Source organism: Amycolatopsis sp. PS_44_ISF1, assembly GCF_032335455.1.
In the GTDB taxonomy this organism is placed as follows: Bacteria; Actinomycetota; Actinomycetes; order Mycobacteriales; family Pseudonocardiaceae; genus Amycolatopsis.
Window position 1 is genome coordinate 955,343 of sequence record NZ_JANUXO010000001.1, and the last position, 18,576, is coordinate 973,918.

Here is an 18,576-nt window from a genome sequence, read left to right on the forward strand (position 1 = left end):
TGGGCGGCGAGCCGACGCCCGCCACCCACGGCCCCGGCCTCAGGCCGTGGCCACGAACGACATGAAGTGCGGGTGCACGTCCAGTTCCAGCACCTCGCCGAACACCTCGTTCAGGATGGCGGTGCCTTCCGAGCTGGTCAGCAGTTGCGTCCGGTACGCGCCGGTCTTCATCCGGCCGCGCGAGGCGCGGATGACCACCGCCGTGCTGAAGAACGCCGCCGTGCGGCGGAGGTGGTTGAGCGTGCCGTAGCGCTGGCGTTCGAAGTCGTGGAAGTTGTCGCCGGTCCAGAGGTTGCCGACGAAGATCCCGCCCGGCTCCAGGAACGTCTTGAGCCGCTCCAGCACTTCGCGGACGTCGCCGAGGTGGTGGATCGCGTCCACGCACATCACCAGGTCCGCCGGGCCGAAGTCGTGCTCGGCCCAGAAATCGCCCAGCACGAGTTCGAGGTCCTCGTGGTGCACTCGGCCGCGCACGATTTCGAGCCCCTGCTGGGAGATGTCGAGCGCGGTGATGCTCTTCGCGGCGGTGCGGGTCGCCGCGAGCCCGGTGAACTCACCGGTGCCGCAGGCGAATTCGAGCAGCCGCCCGGTGTCGGCACCGTACTTCTCGAGGTACTTGCCGATGGTCTCCTTCTGGCTGAGGAAGTGCTCGCGCAGCAGCGGGTGCCGCTCCGCCGCCGCCCGGTCCCAGAACCGCGCCGCCCAGTACTTCCGGCCGTCCGGCGGCACGTTGTCGAGCAGTACCTTGCCGGAACGGGCGAGCATTTCAGCTAACATTCGATCCCTCGCTCTGCAGTCGGGTCACTCCGGAACAGCCTGGTCAGATCGTCTCGAAAATCGTTTGGAGCTCGTTGACCCCGGCGGTGACCGCCGCGCCCGCGAGCCACGACCGCCAGGTCGCCGCCACGCCCTCGGCCAGCGAAGTATCGGGCCGCCAGCCCAGCACCCGCTCGGCCTCGCCGACGTCGAGCCAGACGTCCTGCCGGTCGAACAGCCGGCTCGGCTGGAACTCCACCCGCAGGTCGAGCGCCACGACCGAGCGCACCACGTCCAGCAGCCCCGAAAGCGAGGTGCGCACTCCGGAGCCGATGTTGAGGATCAGCGGTTCCGCGGGCCCGGCGCCCCGCAGCCGCCGCATCACGTCGACCACGTCGTCGACGTAGACGTAGTCGCGGGTCGCGGTCACGTCGCCGATCAGCCGCAGCGGCCGGGAGTCCAGCGCGGCGGACAGCCAGTGGGCGAGCACGCCCTGGCCCCGCCCGGTCGGCTGGCCCGGACCGTACACATTGGACATCCGGAGGATCACCACCGGCAGTTCGCCCGCGTGGCTCAGCAGCTCCTCTTCGAGGGCGATCTTCGCCCGGCCGTAGGCCCCCGAGGGCTTCAGCGGCGAGGTCTCCCCGTAGGGCGGGGCGAACGCGGGGTCGTACACGGTGCCCCCGGAGCTGGTCAGCACCACCGTCGGCGGGTTGTCCCGGCGGCGCAGCCGATCGAGCAGGGTGCGGAACAGCGCGTGGTCGGCCCGGGCCAGCTCGGGGTGGCTCTCCCCGAGCGCCGGGTTGATGCTGGAGGCGAGGTAGAACACGGTCCCGGCGCCGGCGATCGGGGCGGCCAGTTCGCCGTCGCGCAGGAACCGGGACTGCCGGGTGAAGCACGCCGTCCGCACCCGCGCGAGGTCGAGCGTCGCCGAAAGCCGGCGTCCGATGAACCCCGCGCTCCCGATCACCACCGCCGTGTCGGGAGCGCCGTCCGCGACCAGCCGACCAGACATGAGCACCACAGCCTCTCCCCGCGTCCGCGCCTTCGCGTCCGGACGGCCACGACCGTAGGGCGCGTGGGTCCAGCCGCATTCGAGTCCGGGCCGAGCACGGCCGAGGACCGTGGGAGGCCACGAGACGCGGGAGGCGGAATGCGGGTTCTGGTCACGGGCGGCGCCGGGTTCATCGGCCGCAACGTCGTCGAAGCACTGGTGGCCGGTGGGCACGAGGTCCGGGTCCTGGACGCGCTGCTGCCCCACGTGCACCCGGCCGGATCGCCGCCGCGGCTGCCCGACGGCGTCGAGTTCCGGCACGGCGACCTGCGCGACGAGTCCACAGTGGTCTCGGCGCTGCGCGGGATCGACGCGGTGTGCCACCAGGCCGCGATGGTCGGCCGGGGCAAGGAGATCCGCGACGCGGCGCGGTACGTGACGTGCAACGACCTCGCCACCGCGCGGCTCGTCACCGCGATGACCGAGCTGGGCCTCGGCCGGCTGGTGCTCGGGAGCTCGGTGGTGATCTACGGCGACAGCCGGTACGACTGCCCGGAGCACGGCCGGGTCCGGCCCGGGCGCCGTCCGAAGGAAGCCCTCGAAGCGGGCCGGTTCGAGGTGACCTGCCCGGAGTGCGGCACGGCCGTCGTGGACAGCCCGGTCGAAGAGGACGACCCGCTCGACCCGCCCCGCAACGTCTACGCGGTCACCAAACTGGCCCAGGAACACCTGGCCGGCGCCTGGGCCCGGGAGACCGGCGGCCAAGTGGTCGCCTTGCGCTACCACAACGTCTACGGGCCCGAGATGCCTCCCGGAAGCCCGTATTCCGGCGTGACGGCCGTCTTCCGCACGGCCGTGGAGCGCGGCACCGCGGCCCGCGTCTTCGAGGACGGCAAACCCCGCCGGGACTTCATCCACGTCCGCGACATCGCCACGGCCAACGTGGCCGCCCTGACCGCGGCCGACACCGGCTTCCGCGCCTTCAACGTGGCCACCGGCGACCCCCGCAGCATCGCCGAGGTGGCGTCCGCCCTGGCCACCGCCGCCGGAACCCCCCAACCGGTGATCACCGGCGAGTACCGCATCGGCGACGTGCGCCACATCGTGGCCTCACCGAGCCGCATCAAGGCCGAACTGGGCTGGCTACCCTCCCTCGGATTCGACGAGAACATGGCGGACTTCGCCAACTCCCCGATGCGCGCCCCCGTACCGGCTTAACCCGTTGCGGGGCGCCGGCCGGCGAATACGGAGTCAGGAACGATCGCCGCGCCGGAGACGATACAGTCCTATCCCCGCTAGCGCGAGCAAGATAACCGCTGTCGCAATTCGGAATATATTCACGGCAACGATTTCACTGGGGAAAAACATCACCCAGGACAGGTCTGTCAGTCCCACCAGCAGGGCTGCGACGGGTATCAGATACACCATCTTCGAACGCAAAAGCAACTCCTGGTATTCGTGAGGGATCGTGCCGGACCGCCAGAACTCAGCGCGAAGGCGATCGGCGTAGCCGGAGCCACCACGGTCCGAACGATGACGAGGCCGCGGTCGATGTCGTCGGCGACAGCGTCCACCCCAGGTGATCGCCCTGTTTGCTGGTTTCGTTACCGGCGTGGACGTGGTGGTCGGCTCGCTGTCCATCGGGCCAGGGGCGGTGAAGCGGCCCAGCACCAGCGGTAGCCCAGCACCAGGTCAACACCGTGCTCGTGGTCCAGGCCGTCAGCGCGCCCTGGACGAGAGGCCGACCGAGCCCCGGGCAACTCCATCCTCGAGCTGGACCCGCCTTCGGTCACAGACGCATTCCGTGCCCAGTTCTGCACGGCACCTCGTTCGTGATGGGTGCGGCCGAACAGCGGCGCCGGACCCCCTCGACCGCTTGTCGCAAAATTGCGACCTTTGACCGCCGGGGACTTCTGGAGCCTTGCGCGGGGAAATAGATTTCCCAGGCGAACCGCATGACTCTTGGCCGGGAAGAAGGTTCGAAGATGTCGAATATGCGCAGGACCGGAGGGCGTGGGGTATACCGAAAAACCGACCCCAGCGGGGACGCGAAACAATGCATTCACCATATCGTGTCACCTGGTCGCATATTCGACATTGCGAACGCGAAGAACCGCTGAGGAAATGCCCGGTCCGGGTTGGCGGGCGAGATCGACTCTGTGCCAGACTTACCACAGCAAAGGAAGCTCTTCGCATATGCGACGCAGCCGAAATAACTAAAATTGTTTCGGCGCGACCCCCTGGGAAAGAGAGGGCCGCGCCATCATTGCCCACTTGCTGCTTTACCCGAAGGCTGCTTTACCCGAAGGGACAATAAGGTGATCCTAGACCCCGAATGTTTCCCCACGCCAGCAGAACCTGCCCATGATCACCCCACTGTGGGGTCGTCCGTCGACTGTCGCCATCCGGCGACAGTGGTCATCGAATTCGGCGAGGACGGGCCGTCGCTGAAGCGGATCCAGATCGTGGACGTGACCTTTCCCCCGGTGCGCTCGCGGCGTCGCCGCCGTCAGCGGGCGGCCCGGCAGCCGGGTTCGTGGCCGGCGGTGGCCGGACTGGTCGTCTGCGGGTGGCCGGAGGCGGCGCGGGCGGCCGTGGTCGCGCTGGCCCTGGGAGTGAGTACGTCGTTGACGCCGTCCGGAGTCGGCGCGGTGGGCACGGCGGTGTCCGGGATGCTGTGCGTGCTGGCCCTGCGCGGGTCCCGCACCGCTCCCGGCCCGGTGGCGCACCAGGTGCCGTAGCCGGTGCGGGCCGCCGCCGACGACGGCGGTCGGCCCCACCACGGGGGTCCGGGCCACGGGCCGGGGCCCGGACCCCACCCACGGGCGGTGCGGCACAGTCAGTTGATCTCGATGGAGTGACGATGGGCACGATCGAATTGCGGGGGGCTTGTGTGTCGCATATTCGACACTCACTCTGGGTGCAGGAGAGCAGCGCACGGAGCCCAAGGGGGAGCGATGCAGTTCGAGGGCAGGTCGCCGGATTCGGCCGGGTTCGACGGGCGGGGCTGGCACCGCTCGAGCTTCAGCGGCCCCGACGGCGGCACGTGCGTGGAGGTCAACCTCTCCACGCCCGGGGCCGTGGGTGTCCGCGACAGCAAGCTGGCCCGGTCACCGGTGCTGACCTTCTCCCCGCGGAGCTGGTGCGCCTTCGTCGAGCTGGTGCGCGCGGAGCCGACCGGCTGAGCCGGACCCGCCGCGGTGGGGCCGGCTCGGGGACGTGGTCCGCGTGACGACTCCGGACCCCAGGACCGAAACGGACGAGGCGCTGTGGAACGACCTCGGCCGCGACTTGCGGGCCGCACGCGACGCCGCCGGTTGCGACCAGCACGAAGCCGCCCAGGCGCTCGGCAAGCACCAGACGACGGTCAGCAAGCTGGAAAACGGGATGACCTCGATTTCCCGTGAGGAACTGATCGTCCTGCTGGACCTCTACGCGGCGGCGCCCGAGGCGCGGGAAGCGATGCTGCGGAACTGGGACCTGATCAAATCGCCGACGCGGCAGCGGGGTGACGACCGCGTGGTCACCCCGCAGTGGTTTCAGCTGGTCGAGAAGAGAGAAGCGCAGGCCACCGCGATTCACGCCTGGAGCGGCGAGAACTTCCACGGACTGATCCAGTCCGAGTCCTTCATGATCCTGGTGTTCGACGGGGCCCGGCGCGGCACCGTCATGGGTGACCGGATGCTGAAACGCCTGAAACGCCAGCGCCAATTCGACCGCATCGACAAGCAATTCGTTTTTCTCATCAGCACGGCTTCGCTGCGCAATGTGGACGCATTGCCGGCCGACATCGCCGCGGACCAGCTCGAGCACCTCATCGAACTCGCGCAGCGGGACAACATCACCATTCGGCTCATCCCGCCTCCACCGAACGGGTACAGCGAGCACAACTTCGTGATCATGCGCTTTTCCTCCGGCGAGCGCGAGCGGGCCTACAGCGAGTACCTCGACGGCGTGTCCTGGGCCGCCCAGCGTCGCCTGCGCAAATACCGCACGGCCTGGGCGGCGCTGCAATCCATCGCGTTCAGCGCCGAGGACACCCTGGCCGAGCTACACCGTCGGTATGACCTCATCGACGGCCGCAACCCGGACAGGGGGACCTAGGTTCCTCCTTGTGCCGTCTATTTCGCAGCGTAACCGGTGAATTACCCTTGGTTGAGGACGTGGTTTTGCTCCATATGGGGAAGGAGACGCCAGTGGCGGGCGAGGACCGGGATTCCGACGCTTACCCACCGCCCGGAATCGACTTGCAACGGCCCAGCGTCGCGCGGGTCTACGACTATTATCTCGAAGGCGATGCCTCCTGGACCGTCGATCGCAAGTTCGGTGACACCGTGCTCGGCGAGTTCCCGCAACTGAGGCAGATCGCGAAGGCCAACCGGGTGTTCCTGCACCGCGTGGTACGTCACCTCATGGGGCTGGGCGTCACCCAGTTCATCGACATCGGCTCCGGTCTGCCCACCATGCGCCACGCCCACCAGATCGCCGACGAGGTCGCCTACGGCCGCTCCCGCGTGGTCTACGCCGATTACGACCCGATCGCGGTGGCCCATTCCCAGGACCTGCTCGAACAGCACGGGGACAGCAGCCGGCACGCGGCCATCCACGCCGACCTGCGCGCCCCCGACCGGCTGTGGGAGCAGGCGGCGGCCACCGGCATCCTCGACCTCGACCAGCCGCTGGCGATCCTGCTCATCGCCGTCCTGCACGTCCAGCAACCGGCCTCGGCCCGCAGCGGCGACACCGGAGACGTCGGCCCCGCCGCGGTCGCCCGCTACCGCGAGCTGGCGCCCGCCGGCTCCTACCTCGCCATCTCCCACATCACCGACGAGGGCGTGCCCCCGGTCTACCAGGACCAGCTGGCCAAGCTGAAGCACCTCTACGACACGAAGAGCAGTCCCGTCGTCTGGCGCACGCACGACGAGGTTCGGGAGCTGTTCGGGACCTTCGACCTCATCCCGCCCGGCCTGACCTGGACCACCCAATGGCACCTCGACGAGGCGCCCCCCGACGAGCCCGCCGTCACCTTCACCTCCCCCAACGAGTCCGCCGTCATCGCCGGAGTCGCCAAGAAGCGATGAAGCCACGACCGGCCGCGCCGCCGGGTTCCACGAGCGGTCCGACCGGATCGACCGCGGGTCACCCCGCGCTCAGCCCTTGCGCACCAAGCTGTTTTCCCGCGCCGGAGCCGGTTCCCGGGATCGTCGGCGCCACCAGAGCACCGCACCCGCGAGGAGCAGGACCGCGGCGCCGATCGGGAGGAGCCAGAGCGGGGGGCGGGCCGGGGCGGGCGGGGAGGTCGGCTGCTGGCGGAAGCCGATCCCGCCGTTGCGCTGGTAGGTCGAGCCCGGCATCTTGTCGGCGTAGCGCTCGTGGACCTGCTGCTGGTAGAGGGCGAGGGGGATCTCCGCCCCGACCGGGTTCTGCGGGAGGCTCGCCTGCAGCAGCCGCACACCGCTGCCGGTCAGCGCGTACCAGCCGTTGATCTGCGGCTCCCGCAGCAGCACCGCGTCCGGCGGCAGGGTGTGGGCGAGCCGCTGCTCGTCGTCGCCGGACAGCGCCGCGCCCACCGTCCAGCCCGTGGGGCCCGGCTCCACCTCCATCGTGGTCCGCTCGCCGCCGGGCGCGGTCGCGACGACGGCGACGTAGGCGAGGAGCCCGGGTGGCGCACCGGGGTCTCCGCGGACGAAACCGGGGTCGAGGGTGTAGGCGGGGACACCGGAGGCGGCCACGTCGAGGTGTTCGGACGCGGGGGGCCCGCCCCGCCGGAGGTTCGCGACGGCGATCCGTTCGGCCGCCGGGGTGTGCGCGGCGGCCACGGCGTCCGCCAGCTCGGCCGCGGTGACCGGGCGTACCTCCGCCCGCCCGGGATCGGCGGAGGCAGGGGCCGGGCCGAAACCGAGCAGCGCGGCCGCGACCAGCGCGAAACCGGCTCCGGCGGAGCGGGCGGCCATCACGGCCTCGCAATCCCGTCCACGGTGTCGGTCCAGGTGAAGTTACTGTTCTGCAGGTAGCTGTTGTAGGTGTAGGTCTGGTAGCGCTGGTAGGCTGGCCACGGGTCCCCGGTGCTGATCGTGCCGCTCGAAGCGTCGTAGCCGTAGATGGTCTGCGCGTGCGCCCCGCCGGAGGACCAGGAGATCACCGTCATCGCCGGGCGGCCGGCGTCGATCTCGGACCGCACGGTGTTCCAGTACAGCGCGCCACCGGTTTCGTTCGCGCTGAACCCGGTCTGCCGGAAGCCGTTGACGATCTGGTCCAGCGCACCGGTCTCGTTCGGGCAGTAACCGACGGCGGTGCCCTTGGCCGCCGCGCAGAACTGGTCCTGGGAGATCCCGTAGCCGTAGTAGTTCTCGATGCTGGATCCGTCGGCGGCCCAGCACCACTCGTCGTACTTCTGGGTCTGCTGGGTGTAACGGAGGTACTGGGCCGACGCGCGGTTCACCGAGTCGGCCTGGGCGGCGGCGGGAACGCGGATGCGGAGCGCACTGTTGTCGGGGGCCGGGTGCGACACGACCACGCCGTCGGGATGCGTGGGGTGACCGGGGGTGGCGGCCTGCGCTGGGGCCGCGGCCAGCGCGGCGAGGAGCGGGACCGCGACGACACCGGCGCGGAAGAGGGGTTTCATGGCTTTCTCCAGAATTCGGTGGGGACCTGCGGTGCTGAGGTGAGCACCGTCGAATCAGCGTGAGCGCGCGGTGGTCACCCCACCATGGGGACCGGGCGGACTACGGATACCCATAAAAATCGATACCGGGGAAATGCCTGTTCAGAGCGCTGCCGGCGGATCTAGACTCCGTCGATGACCCAGGACGAGGCCCAGGCTCGAGCCCGCCGGGTCCTCGGCGGAGCCGAATCGCGGCCCCTGCTGGTCACGATCGCCGGCTCGGCCGGCACCGGTAAGAGCCACTGGGTGGCGGGGCTGGTCCGGGAGGCCGCCGCGCTGGGGGTGGCGCACCTGTGGGCCGGGTTCACCGGGTGCGAAGCGCTGTTCGTGCACGCGTCCTCGGCTCCGCTGCGGCCCGGGGAGCTTCGCGTGGTCTCCGTCGAGGAGGTGGACCGCTGGTGGTCGGCGCAGACCGGCCCGGCGCTGCTGGCCGTCGAAGACCTTCACGACGCCTCGGGGGAAGCGCTGGCGGCGGTGCGCGCCTGGACCGCGGCGATGCCCGGCCGGGCGGTGCTCGTGCTCACGGCGCGTCGGGAGGAACTGGCCGAACCCGAGTTGATCGCCGGACCGGGGCTGCGGATCCCGGCGCGGGTGTCGGTCCGGCAGGTGGTGCCGACGAGCTGGGGGCCGGACCGGATCCGGGCGGTGGCGCACGCGCGGCTCGGTCCGCAGCGGTGCCCGGGACAGCTGCTCACGCGGCTGCACCACCTCTCCGGGGGAAACCCCCAGGTCGTGGTCGACCTGCTGGAGCTGCTCGAAACGACCCCGGACGCCGAACCTCGGGTGCCCGCCCGGCTCGCTCACCAGACCGCGGCGCACCTGGCGCGGATCGGGGCCGCCGCCCGGGAACTGGTGATCGCGGCGGCCATGCTCGACGGTCCGGCCACGGAGGCCGAACTGGGCACCGTGGCCGGGCGGGAGGAGGCGGCCGAGCCGTTGGCGGAAGCCCTGCGCTCCAGCCTGCTCGCCGAAACCGACGACCTGCGTTACGGCTTCACGATCCCGCTCGCCGCCGAGGCGGTGCGGGCAGCGCTGCCCGCGCCGATCCGCCGGGGGCTCCACCGGCGGGTGGCCGACGTGCTCACGGCCCGCACGCCGGTGCCGTGGGTGCACGTGGCCGGGCACCTGCGGCACACCGGACCGGCTCCCGACTGGATCGAAGCGGTGGAACAGGCCGCGAGCGACCCGGCCGCGCTGGAGAACCACGACGCCGTCCTCGATCTCCTGCGGCCGTTGCTCGCCTCGCCCGAGGTCTCGGAGGAGGTGCGCGGCCGGCTGGCCCTGCGGCTCGCGCGCAACGCCCTGATCACCCTGCCTTCACCCCGCACGGTCGCCATGCTGCGCCAGATCGCCGGACTGCCCGGACTGTCCACGGCCGTGCGCGGCGAGATCCGCCTGGAACTCGGACTGCTGCTGCACCACCAGTTCAACCAACGGGAAGGCCGCGCGGAGCTGGAGCGGGCCGTGCCGGAAGTGACCGGGCGGCCGGACCTGCTGGTCCGCGCCCTGGCCGCGCTGGCCAACCCGTTCCCCGTCGGGGGCACGCTCGCCGAGCACCACGCGTGGCAGCGCAGCGCGGCGGCGGTGTCCACGGATCCCTGGGTCGTGGTCGCGGCGGAAACGGCGGCGACCACCCTGGCCGTGACCAGCGGCGCGCCGGGAACAGCCCGGCTGCTGCGGCGGCTGCGCGCCCCCCAGGCGGAGTTCCCCCCGCGCCACAACGAGCACCTCGCCCGCGGTCTGACCAACGCCGCCGTCGGCGCGGTGTTCGCCGGGCAGGTGCGTGGCGCCCGCCTGGTGCTGGCCCGCGCCGGAGAGCGGGCCGCGATCGTGCAAGCTCCCTTCCTCGAACACTGCAACACCGGCACCCACCTGCTGCTGGACTTCGTCCGGGGAGAGTGGGCGGGGCTGGCCGAACGCTGCCGCCAGGGGCTGTCGGATGCGGGGGTCCAGGTCGATGCCCGGCTCGTCCTGCTGTGGCTGGCCCTGTCCCGAGGGGAGTGGAGCGAGTTCGAGAACGGCTGGGCCCAGCGCGGCGAGGCCGGAGACGGGTTCCGGCTGGTGCCCTACGAGCTCGCCGCGGCCGGGGCGTACGTGCGGCACCAGTGCGCCCGGGACCGCCGGGACGAGGCGGTGGCCGCAGCCGAGGCGGCTTGGCGGCTGGTGCGGGAAAAGGGGATCTGGGTGTGGGCCGCCCAGCTCGTGCCGTGGGCGGTGCAGGCCTGGCTGCCCGACCGGGACCGGGCCGAGCGGGCGGTGGCGGAGTTCGCCCGCGGCCTGCGCGGCACCCGCAGTCCCGCGGCCGCGGCCGCGCTGCTGTGGTGCCGGGCCCTGCTCGCCCCGGCGGGCGACGCGGAACGGCTGTACACCGTCGCGGCCGGTCTCTTCGCCGGAATCCCGTTCCCCTACGCCGAAGCGCTCACCAGGTCCGCGGCCGGCGACCACGAAGACGCCCTGCGGATCTTCACCCGGCTCGGCGCGAGCTGGGACTGCGCACGAGAACGCAGTGCTCTCCGCGCGCTCACCACCCGCCAACCGCCGCGCCGGAAGCAGGGCCGCCCGGCCTACGGGGACGAGCTCTCCCCCCGCGAACGCGAAGTGGCCACGCTCGCCGGGGGCGGCATGACCAATCGCGACATCGCCAGGACCCTGCACCTGTCCCCCCGCACCGTGGAGCACCACATCGCCCGGGCCATGCAGAAAACCGGAGTGCCGTCCCGGAAAGCCCTCTGCTGAACCCTCGGACCAAGGCACCCGCCGGCGAGGCGCCCGGTCAGCGCCGGAAACCGATCCCGCACCGTCCCACCGACACCGCGGCGATCACCGGGCCCGGGCAGAACGGAGACGCTCCGATGTTCCCGCAGCCGGTGCGGCGACCACCGCAGCACGCTGGTGCGTGGCCATCCGGTCGAACCGGCCGGCCAGTGTTCGTCACGGCGCGCACTTCTGCCAGCGCCGCGGGGCTGCGATCGGACAACGTTCGATTTGAGCCGCGCCACCCGGCAGGTGCGGGTGACACGGCCCCCAGGGGTGTTCGTGGGGCCGGTGGAGCCCGCCAATGCATCCTGGCCGAACCGGATCGAAGGTAAGGCGGAACGCCTTACCGGGACGGCGATTCGCGAAGCACGCGGCGGGACAGCTGGTCGGCGAGGCGGGTGGTTTGCGGCAGGCGATAGGTCCGGCTGAGATCGAGGACGTATCGGCAAGCCGTGGGCAAGTCCATGCGGTGGCCAATCGAGACGAACACCGGTTTCACGCCGGTCTGGGTGCGCAGGACCGCGCCCACCTCTTCGTCGCCGTCCAGGAGCGGGGCGGAGGCACCGCGTTCCGCGGCGGGCGGTTCATAGGGGCCGATCGGGGTCTTCGCGACGCCGATCGCCGGTGTTCCGGTGAGCACGCCGAGGTGCGACGCCAGTCCGAGCCGACGGGGGTGGGCGATTCCGTTGCCATCCACGATCAGCAGTTCCGGCGCGGTGGTGAGCCGGGTAAGAGCGGCCAGCAGGATGGGCAGTTCGCGAAACGCGAACAGCCCACTGATGTAGGGGAACTCGGTCCGGCCCGTTGCCGTCGCCGACTCGATCTCGGCCCCGGTCGCCAGGTCGACGGTCACCGCTGCGGCGGCGACCACGCTCGCCTCGTCCGGTGAACCGTATGCGACGTCCAGCCCGGTCGCAGTGGTCGGCGCGAACCCACTCGGAGGGAATCGTTCGACCTGGGATGCGAGCTGTTCCTGGAGCTGGACGGCATCTTCGACATTCTCCGGGACGATCAGTTCAGGCATTTTTTCCCGGAGCCGTGTACTCCTCGGTCGGAGTTCCGTCCTCCGCCCAGGCACGCCGACGAAGCAGATTACCGTGATCGTCGAACTCGGACTCGGACTGAACGGCGCCGCCGGGGTACCAGTGCCGCCAGACTCCCACGGGCTTGCCGTTCTTGCTGGCGCCTTCGGCGGTCAACGTCCCGGCTGGCGACCAGTGTTTGAACGGGCCGTCCGCGACGCCGTCCTCATAGGTGACGAGAGACACCAGTGCGCCACTGGACATGCTCTCCACGCATTCACCGGTAAAAGGCTGATCGTGGTAGTAGGGCAGGTTGTCGTCAGACCACTCGAGATCGGACTCGTCGATCCTAAGCATTTCCAATTCCACTCTCGTCGATGATTCGGCCGGTTGCCGGGTCGTAGTGCCGCCGGCCGGAGACGCTGGGAACATCGTGGAGGATGCCATCGCAGTTGGCGCAGTACGGCGCCTCCTTGACTCCCGTGGCCCGCAGGAACGACGGATCGGCCATCATATCACTGAAGTTCGCGTCAGGTCGCTTGTTGAGCAGGGCATTGACGCCCTTGACTTCCGCGTGCCGAAGTGGCGTGTCCGGATGCGGAGTGGCATTCGGACGGTCGTCACCGATCGGGTTTCCCTGCTTGTCGAACTTCGGGTACGGACCATCGTTGTAGAGCGAGTCCACCCGTTCCTGCAGCTTCGGATTCACATCCGTGATGACGTTGTCGCCCGGTCCGTTGGTCGTCTCGAAGACTTCACCAGTCTTGCGATCGATGACATGGGCCACGCAGTTCCCGGTGTTGCCGCCGCTGACCCCGTCCTTGTTGTTCTTCATGGTCTGGTACTGCTCGGCCCGCTCGCGGGAGATCTCACGCAGCTTCTTCTCGACCGGGACTCCGTCGATTTTGACGATCCGGCCTTCGCCGTCGAAATCGCACCGGCTCTTGTCGAACTTGCCCAGGCTGCCGGCTCCGTTCGGCTCGGGCTTCGAGTGACCCCCACCGTCGGGCTGGCCGGTTCGATCGGGCACCGGCTCCTGACCTTTGCCCTTGTCCGAGCTGGAGGCAGGGGTGTCACCGCTGTCGTCCGGCGGATTGTGGCGTTCGGCCGGCGCCGGTTCCGGTTCGGTGCGCGCGGGCGCTTGGCCGGTGTCGTCCGGCAGCCGGCTGGTGGGGTTGCTGCTCTGCACCCTGGTGGCCTCACCGGAAGGGCCGGTGTGGGGACGGGCGGCGGGGTCGCCGTTGCCTTCCACCTTGCTCCCACCGCAGCCGAGGCCGAGCGGGTCGGCCTGCAGCAGGGGATTGCTCACGTAGCCGCCGGGGTCGGGCGCGGGTGCGAGGCCGAGGGGGTCCTGGCTGAGGTAGCGGCCGGTGGCCGGGTCGTAGTAGCGGAAGACGTTGTAGTGCAGGCCGGTTTCCTCGTCGGCGTACTGGCCGGGGAAACGCAGCGGAGTGGACGCGCCGGTGGGAGGCTGTGGTTTCGCCTTGCCCCACAGTGTGCTGGTGCCGTGCCAGGCGAGCCCGCCGCTGCTGTCGATCAGGTCGACCGGGGTGCCGATGGGGTCGGTGACGAAGGAGAAGAACCGGACGCCCTCGCCGAGGTGCTCGGTCTGGGTGACCGGGCGCGTGGTGCCCGGGTGGTTGTCCCAGGTGAGGACCAGCACACGGCCCTGCCCGTCGCGGTGGACCTGCTCGACCAGGTGCTGCCCGCTCCAGGTGAAGGTGACCTCCTCGGCGACGACCGGACCGGCCACTCCCGCGGTGAGTCGCTGTTTCGCGACGCGGCGGCCGAGCGGGTCGTAGTGGTAACGCCAGGTGGCGCCGTCCGGGGTGCGCACGCCGGACAACCGGTCGAGCGGGTCCCAGTCGTAGGCCCAGGTTCCCCGGGCGTCTTGCCGTCCGACGAGCCGGCCTTGCCGATCGTAGGTGCAGATGCCGCCGAGAGGAGCGGCGAACCGTTGGGCGTCCCGGAAACGGCCACCGGCCACCGCCGGACCGGCGGCTGGCTGGTGGGCTTCACTGGTGATGGTGCCGTCCGGGCCGTAGCGGTACGCCTCGGTGCCGTCGGCCGCGGCGACGTCGGTGACCCGGCCGGCGGCGTCGACCTGGTACCGAACGGGACCGGAGACTGCGTCCTCGACGACGGTGAGCTGCCCGTCGGGCTGGTAGTGGTAGCGGCGTTGCTGCACCACCCGGTGCTCGGGGCTGGTGACGATCTGGCCGGTGAGCTGGTGTTCGGCGTTGAAGGCCTGGGTGAGCGCGACGCCGTGGTCGGTGGTTCGCTCGACCTCCCGGCCAGCCGGGTCGTAGCGGAAGGACACGACGTGCCCGGCGACGGCGAGGGAAACGGCGTTTCCACTGTCGTCGAACGTCCACGAACTGTCCACTCCGGACGGTGTGCGGCGGTGCAGGGTGCGGGATTCGTGGCTGTAGGTGACCGCGCGGCCGTTGACCGATTCGCGCACGACCCGGCCCCGCTCGTCGCGCTCGATCTCGAGCACGCACCCGGGGCCGGCGGCGCGAGTGAGCAGGCCGACCGGGTCGTAGGCGTAGGTGGTGGTTCCGGCGGCGCTGGCGCGTTCGACCAGGTTGCCGAGCGGGTCGTAGGCGTAGGTGACGACTTCGCCGAAGCCGTTGACGGTGCGCACGAGCTGTCCGGCCGCGTCATAACCGAACCGCAGCACCCGGCCGTCGAAGTCGGTCTCTTCGATCAGCCGCCCGGCCGCGTCGTAGGTGTAGTGCCAGGACCGCCCGGTCGGTTCGGTGATCCGGGTCGTGCGCAGCTCCGTGTCGTACTCGTAGGCGGTTCGGTCGCCGGTCGAGTCGACCTTGACCCTCGGCAGGCCGAACGGGCCGAACTCGAACCGGGTGTGCCGCTGCGGGGAACTGCTCTGTCCGACCCGGTTGCCCTCGGCGTCGTAACGCCATTCCTCCCGTCGTCCGAGCGGCCCGGTCCGCCCGGCGAGCTGACCCTCGACGGTCCAGTCCAGCCGAGTCCGGCCCCCGGCCCGGTCGGTCACGACCCGCGGGCGCCCGAACAGGTCGCGCTCGAGCACGCTCCCGGTCAAGTCCGGCGCGACGTCGGGCAGCGGAACCGCCGCGGGCTGAGGCGCGGGCTGCGAACCCAGCTGGGCGTTCTGGTCGAAGGACGGCGCCGCCATCGCAGCGGTCAGGTCCGGCGCCGTGCCGGGTGGATAGACCCTCTGCCAGCTCCGCTCCTGGCCGGCGACGGTGACCGTGACGGTGCCATCGGATTCGGTGGCGATCCGGGCCCGGCTGCCGTCCGGACGGATGACCGTGCTCAGCGCCCCCTCGGCGGTGTACTCGAAACGGTTGGTGCGCCCGAGCGGGTCGGTCCGCGACCGCAGGTGGTCGTCGCCGTCCCACTCGAAGGCGGTGACGTGCCCCAGCTGGTCGACCTCCCGGACGAGCTGGCCGGCCTCGGAGAAGTGGAACTCGCTCGGATGCCCCAGCGAATCGGTGAAGACGGTGATCCGCCGCTCGGTGTCGTAGGTGAACTCGCCGTCGTAGAAACCACGGTCGCCCACGGTGCGGACGCAGCGGCCGTCGGCGTCGTAGACGTAGCGGTACCAGGTGCCGTTGCGATCCTGCCAGCCGGTGACCCGGCCGGCGTCGTCGTAGTGGTAGACCTGAGGCAGGCCGGAAGCATTGATCTCGCTGGTCAGATGTCCTTCCGGACTGTAGCCGAACCGCCGCACCAGCACCCGGGCCTCGCTGCCGGGATCCGCCACGTGGATAGCCGTGACCCGCTCGCCCTCGGTCTCGAACTCGACCCGGTACCCGGCCGAATGCCGCAGCGCCACCGGCACGCCCCGGGAATCGTAGTCGGCCTCGACCCGGGCCCCCTGGGCGTCGGTGATCGTCAGAAGGGCGAATTCCGCCGAACCACGGCCCGGTAGCGCGCCGAAACGCAGTTCTCGCCCCCGGATCGGGTCCGTTTGCGTGTAGGTGCCGTCAGCGTGCCGGGTCAGCGGACGCCGGGGACCGTTCAGCGGCGACACCGGTACCTCAGGCGCGGCCAGCGGGTAGAGCTGGGTCGTGCCGTCCGGGGAGAAACAGCGCACGCGCTCACCGGAGACGGTCAAGCGCTGATCCACAGTGGACACCCACGTCGGACCGAACCACCGGCCCGCCCGGTAGGAGGACACGTGCAGCCGCTCCAGCACCAGCGGCGACGGCAGCTCCAGATCGACCTGGTCGATGACCACGTTCCCCCGGGCCACGTCCACCGGGTCGGTTTTGCAGACCCAGGTGTCCTTGCCGCCGCCACCGATCTCCCCGTCGCCGTCGACGTGATCTTTCGGCGTCTTCTCGACCTTGGGCGCCTTGGGCCCGTCGACCTTGCCCGTCAGCTTCTTCAACGCCTTGCCGGCGTCCTCGAACAAGGTCCCGGCCTTCTTCAGCAACGGCACCAGCGCCTTGAGCGCCTTCACCAGCCTCGTGGTGACCTGGCTGATCTTCGACGCGGTCTTGGCCACGGCGGTGACCACCTGCGGGACCACCCAGGCCATGCCGATCCCGAGCGTGAACACCACTTGCAACGCCCACGAGATCAGATGGCCCACCAGATCCGCGATCGTGTCCCGCACCAGCGTGCGAACCGCGGCCACCACCTCGCCCGCGGTCTTCACCCCACTGGCCGCACCCTCGGAACCCTTCTGCGCACTGGCGATCAGCGCCGCGGTGTCGTCGGACTGCTTGCGGTACGCATCCGCCGCGTCACCCTTCCAGCTCTCCAGGTCATTCTTGACCAGGTTCACCAGGTCCCCGGAGACGCTTTCCAGTTCCTTGGCCACATTGGTCCAGGTCTGCGACTGCGCCGCGATCTGATCCGCGTCCCCGGTCAGTGCGTTCAGCGCCTCCTTCAGCGGCCCGACGTGCTCGATCAGCCACCCGACCCCGGCCGCGAAGATCGCGCCGAACGGATCCATCACCGCGGTCAGCACGTCCAGCGCGGTCCCCACCGCACCGATGGCGACCGCCGCCCAGTTCTTGCTCTCGATCGCGTCCTTCAACCCCGTGGCGTCCTCCAGCAGCGGAACACCCGACATAGCGGTCGTCGAATCCTGCACTGGCGCCACCAACGGATTGCTCACGCTGCTCCCCACCACACGTCCGCCTCAAGCGGACGAAGTTCCGGAACAACTGTATATCCCCTGCGACCGGCCGCTCTCAACAAACCGGGCGAAGCCTGCCCGTTGTACTCATCCGGCTGGGCGGGCGGAACCCGCCCAGGGGCCGATCCGCGGACCCACCACGAGGGGCAAGACCGCACGGTCGACTTCGGATCACCGGGCCGAGCGCCCGTTCCCGCTCACGAACACCGAGCCGCCCCCGGGCAACTGCGGAGGATCTTCACCACCGGGGCCTTCCCGACCGGCTGGCCCGCCGCCGGCCGTCCCTGCGGCCATTCGATGGAAAGGCTCACCGAGGAGGAATTGTTGTCGTAGTTCGTCTCGGCCAGGGTCCGGTCGTCGTTGACCGTGTTCACCAGGTCGTAGGTGCCCGAGGGGATCTGGGTGATGTCCAGCCACTGGTAGTCGACCTGGTAGGTGTAGTCGTCGCCGGAGCCGACGGAAATGCCTTCGACCACGTTCAGGGCGTCCGGTTCGTGGTGGCGGCAGTTGTTCGCGCGCAGGCTCCGGGCCAGTTCGGCGTCGGGGCCGTCCGGTGCCTCATGGGGGGCGGAGACGTCGGGCAGGGAGTAGCGGTCACCGAGGCAGAAGCCGGTTTTCCGGTCGGTGACCACGGTTGCGCCTGATTTCGAGACCAGGGCGAAGTGGTCGAAGTCCATCAGGTGCCAGTGCTGGTGGGCCATCGCCGTCTCGTAGTACGTGTACGCCCGGGTGGGCCGCTGGGCCGCGGCGTAGTCCGGCGGGATCCACCCGCCCGAAGTGCGCAGGGCCTGGCGCACGGACATGGTCTTGTCCTCCGTGCTGTTGCGGACGCCGTACAGCAGCAGCGGCCCGTCGCCGATGTTCTCCTCCGAGCTGGTGAACCGCAGCCGCACCGCCCGGGCGACGGTCGCGCCGACGCACCGGCCGTTGGGGGAACCGGGATCGATCACCGGGCACACGTCCCAGTCGCCGCACTGCGCGGGATCGCCCGCGTAGCCGCCGGGGCAGCCCGGGGGTGCCTGCCGCAGATCCGGGAGGAGCAGCGTCGACGCCGCGTTCACCCCCGGGGCGGAAACGGTGGCGGCGGTCGCCAGCAGCACCGCGGCCAGGGTCACGCATTTCGTGAACAAAGAGGATCGCACCCGATTATCCTAAATAGACTTACATCGATCGCCCGCGAGCCACGCGGGAGAGTGCACCCGATGGGCTGAGTGGGCTCCACTGCGTGAGGCTTCGCGGTAACGTG

Annotated in this window: 14 protein-coding genes; 6 read left to right on the forward strand and 8 right to left on the reverse strand. The window is 70.3% G+C overall.

Going from position 1 to position 18,576, the window contains the following annotated elements; translation table 11 throughout:
* Nucleotides 1–39 precede the first annotated feature (39 nt).
* Together NYF13_RS04210 and NYF13_RS04215 are read right to left on the reverse strand one after the other, a co-directional pair.
* Nucleotides 40–765, reverse strand: coding sequence for a class I SAM-dependent methyltransferase (locus NYF13_RS04210; protein ID WP_315654279.1), 726 nt, complete (start codon nucleotides 763–765; stop codon nucleotides 40–42).
* 55 nt (nucleotides 766–820) lie between these two features.
* Nucleotides 821–1,771, reverse strand: coding sequence for an NAD-dependent epimerase/dehydratase family protein (locus tag NYF13_RS04215; RefSeq protein WP_315657194.1), 951 nt, complete (start codon nucleotides 1,769–1,771; stop codon nucleotides 821–823).
* A gap of 138 nt (nucleotides 1,772–1,909) precedes the next feature.
* On the opposite strand from NYF13_RS04215, the gene NYF13_RS04220 reads away from it, so the two are divergent.
* The 5 genes from NYF13_RS04220 (at nucleotide 1,910) to NYF13_RS04240 (ending at nucleotide 6,831) form a co-directional block, all read left to right on the forward strand.
* Entirely contained in the window at nucleotides 1,910–2,968 is a 1,059-nt protein-coding gene (locus tag NYF13_RS04220) for an NAD-dependent epimerase/dehydratase family protein (protein WP_315654280.1), read from the forward strand.
* Between the two features lie 1,196 nt (nucleotides 2,969–4,164).
* Nucleotides 4,165–4,491, forward strand: a complete 327-nt coding sequence (locus NYF13_RS04225; protein WP_315654281.1) for a hypothetical protein — start codon at nucleotides 4,165–4,167, stop codon at nucleotides 4,489–4,491.
* Nucleotides 4,492–4,707: 216 nt separating this feature from the next.
* Complete coding sequence (locus tag NYF13_RS04230) at nucleotides 4,708–4,935, forward strand: DUF397 domain-containing protein (RefSeq protein WP_315654282.1); 228 nt, start codon at nucleotides 4,708–4,710, stop codon at nucleotides 4,933–4,935.
* A gap of 43 nt (nucleotides 4,936–4,978) precedes the next feature.
* Nucleotides 4,979–5,854, forward strand: a complete 876-nt coding sequence (locus NYF13_RS04235) for a Scr1 family TA system antitoxin-like transcriptional regulator (protein ID WP_315654283.1) — start codon at nucleotides 4,979–4,981, stop codon at nucleotides 5,852–5,854.
* A gap of 92 nt (nucleotides 5,855–5,946) precedes the next feature.
* Nucleotides 5,947–6,831: an SAM-dependent methyltransferase gene (locus NYF13_RS04240; RefSeq protein ID WP_315654284.1), complete on the forward strand. Its 885-nt coding sequence runs from the start codon at nucleotides 5,947–5,949 to the stop codon at nucleotides 6,829–6,831.
* A gap of 69 nt (nucleotides 6,832–6,900) precedes the next feature.
* On the opposite strand, the gene NYF13_RS04245 is transcribed toward NYF13_RS04240, so the two are convergent.
* Nucleotides 6,901–7,704, reverse strand: coding sequence for a hypothetical protein (locus NYF13_RS04245; protein ID WP_315654285.1), 804 nt, complete (start codon nucleotides 7,702–7,704; stop codon nucleotides 6,901–6,903).
* Nucleotides 7,704–8,375: a papain-like cysteine protease family protein gene (locus tag NYF13_RS04250; protein WP_315654286.1), complete on the reverse strand. Its 672-nt coding sequence runs from the start codon at nucleotides 8,373–8,375 to the stop codon at nucleotides 7,704–7,706. Before NYF13_RS04250 ends, NYF13_RS04245 begins: the two co-directional genes overlap by 1 nt.
* A 174-nt stretch (nucleotides 8,376–8,549) precedes the next feature.
* On the opposite strand from NYF13_RS04250, the gene NYF13_RS04255 reads away from it, so the two are divergent.
* Nucleotides 8,550–11,150, forward strand: coding sequence for a LuxR C-terminal-related transcriptional regulator (locus NYF13_RS04255; RefSeq protein ID WP_315654287.1), 2,601 nt, complete (start codon nucleotides 8,550–8,552; stop codon nucleotides 11,148–11,150).
* Nucleotides 11,151–11,514: 364 nt separating this feature from the next.
* On the opposite strand, the gene NYF13_RS04260 is transcribed toward NYF13_RS04255, so the two are convergent.
* The 4 genes from NYF13_RS04260 to NYF13_RS04275 form a co-directional block, all read right to left on the reverse strand.
* Nucleotides 11,515–12,195: an endonuclease V gene (locus tag NYF13_RS04260; protein WP_315654288.1), complete on the reverse strand. Its 681-nt coding sequence runs from the start codon at nucleotides 12,193–12,195 to the stop codon at nucleotides 11,515–11,517.
* Nucleotides 12,188–12,550: a hypothetical protein gene (locus NYF13_RS04265; protein ID WP_315654289.1), complete on the reverse strand. Its 363-nt coding sequence runs from the start codon at nucleotides 12,548–12,550 to the stop codon at nucleotides 12,188–12,190. The genes NYF13_RS04260 and NYF13_RS04265 overlap by 8 nt, the downstream gene beginning before the upstream one ends.
* Nucleotides 12,543–17,264 (reverse strand): RHS repeat-associated core domain-containing protein, encoded by a 4,722-nt coding sequence (locus NYF13_RS04270; RefSeq protein ID WP_315654290.1) that lies wholly within the window; start codon nucleotides 17,262–17,264, stop codon nucleotides 12,543–12,545. Before NYF13_RS04270 ends, NYF13_RS04265 begins: the two co-directional genes overlap by 8 nt.
* Nucleotides 17,265–17,527: 263 nt before the next feature.
* Entirely contained in the window at nucleotides 17,528–18,472 is a 945-nt protein-coding gene (locus tag NYF13_RS04275; RefSeq protein WP_315654291.1) for a lysyl oxidase family protein, read from the reverse strand.
* Between the last annotated feature and the right edge of the window lie 104 nt (nucleotides 18,473–18,576).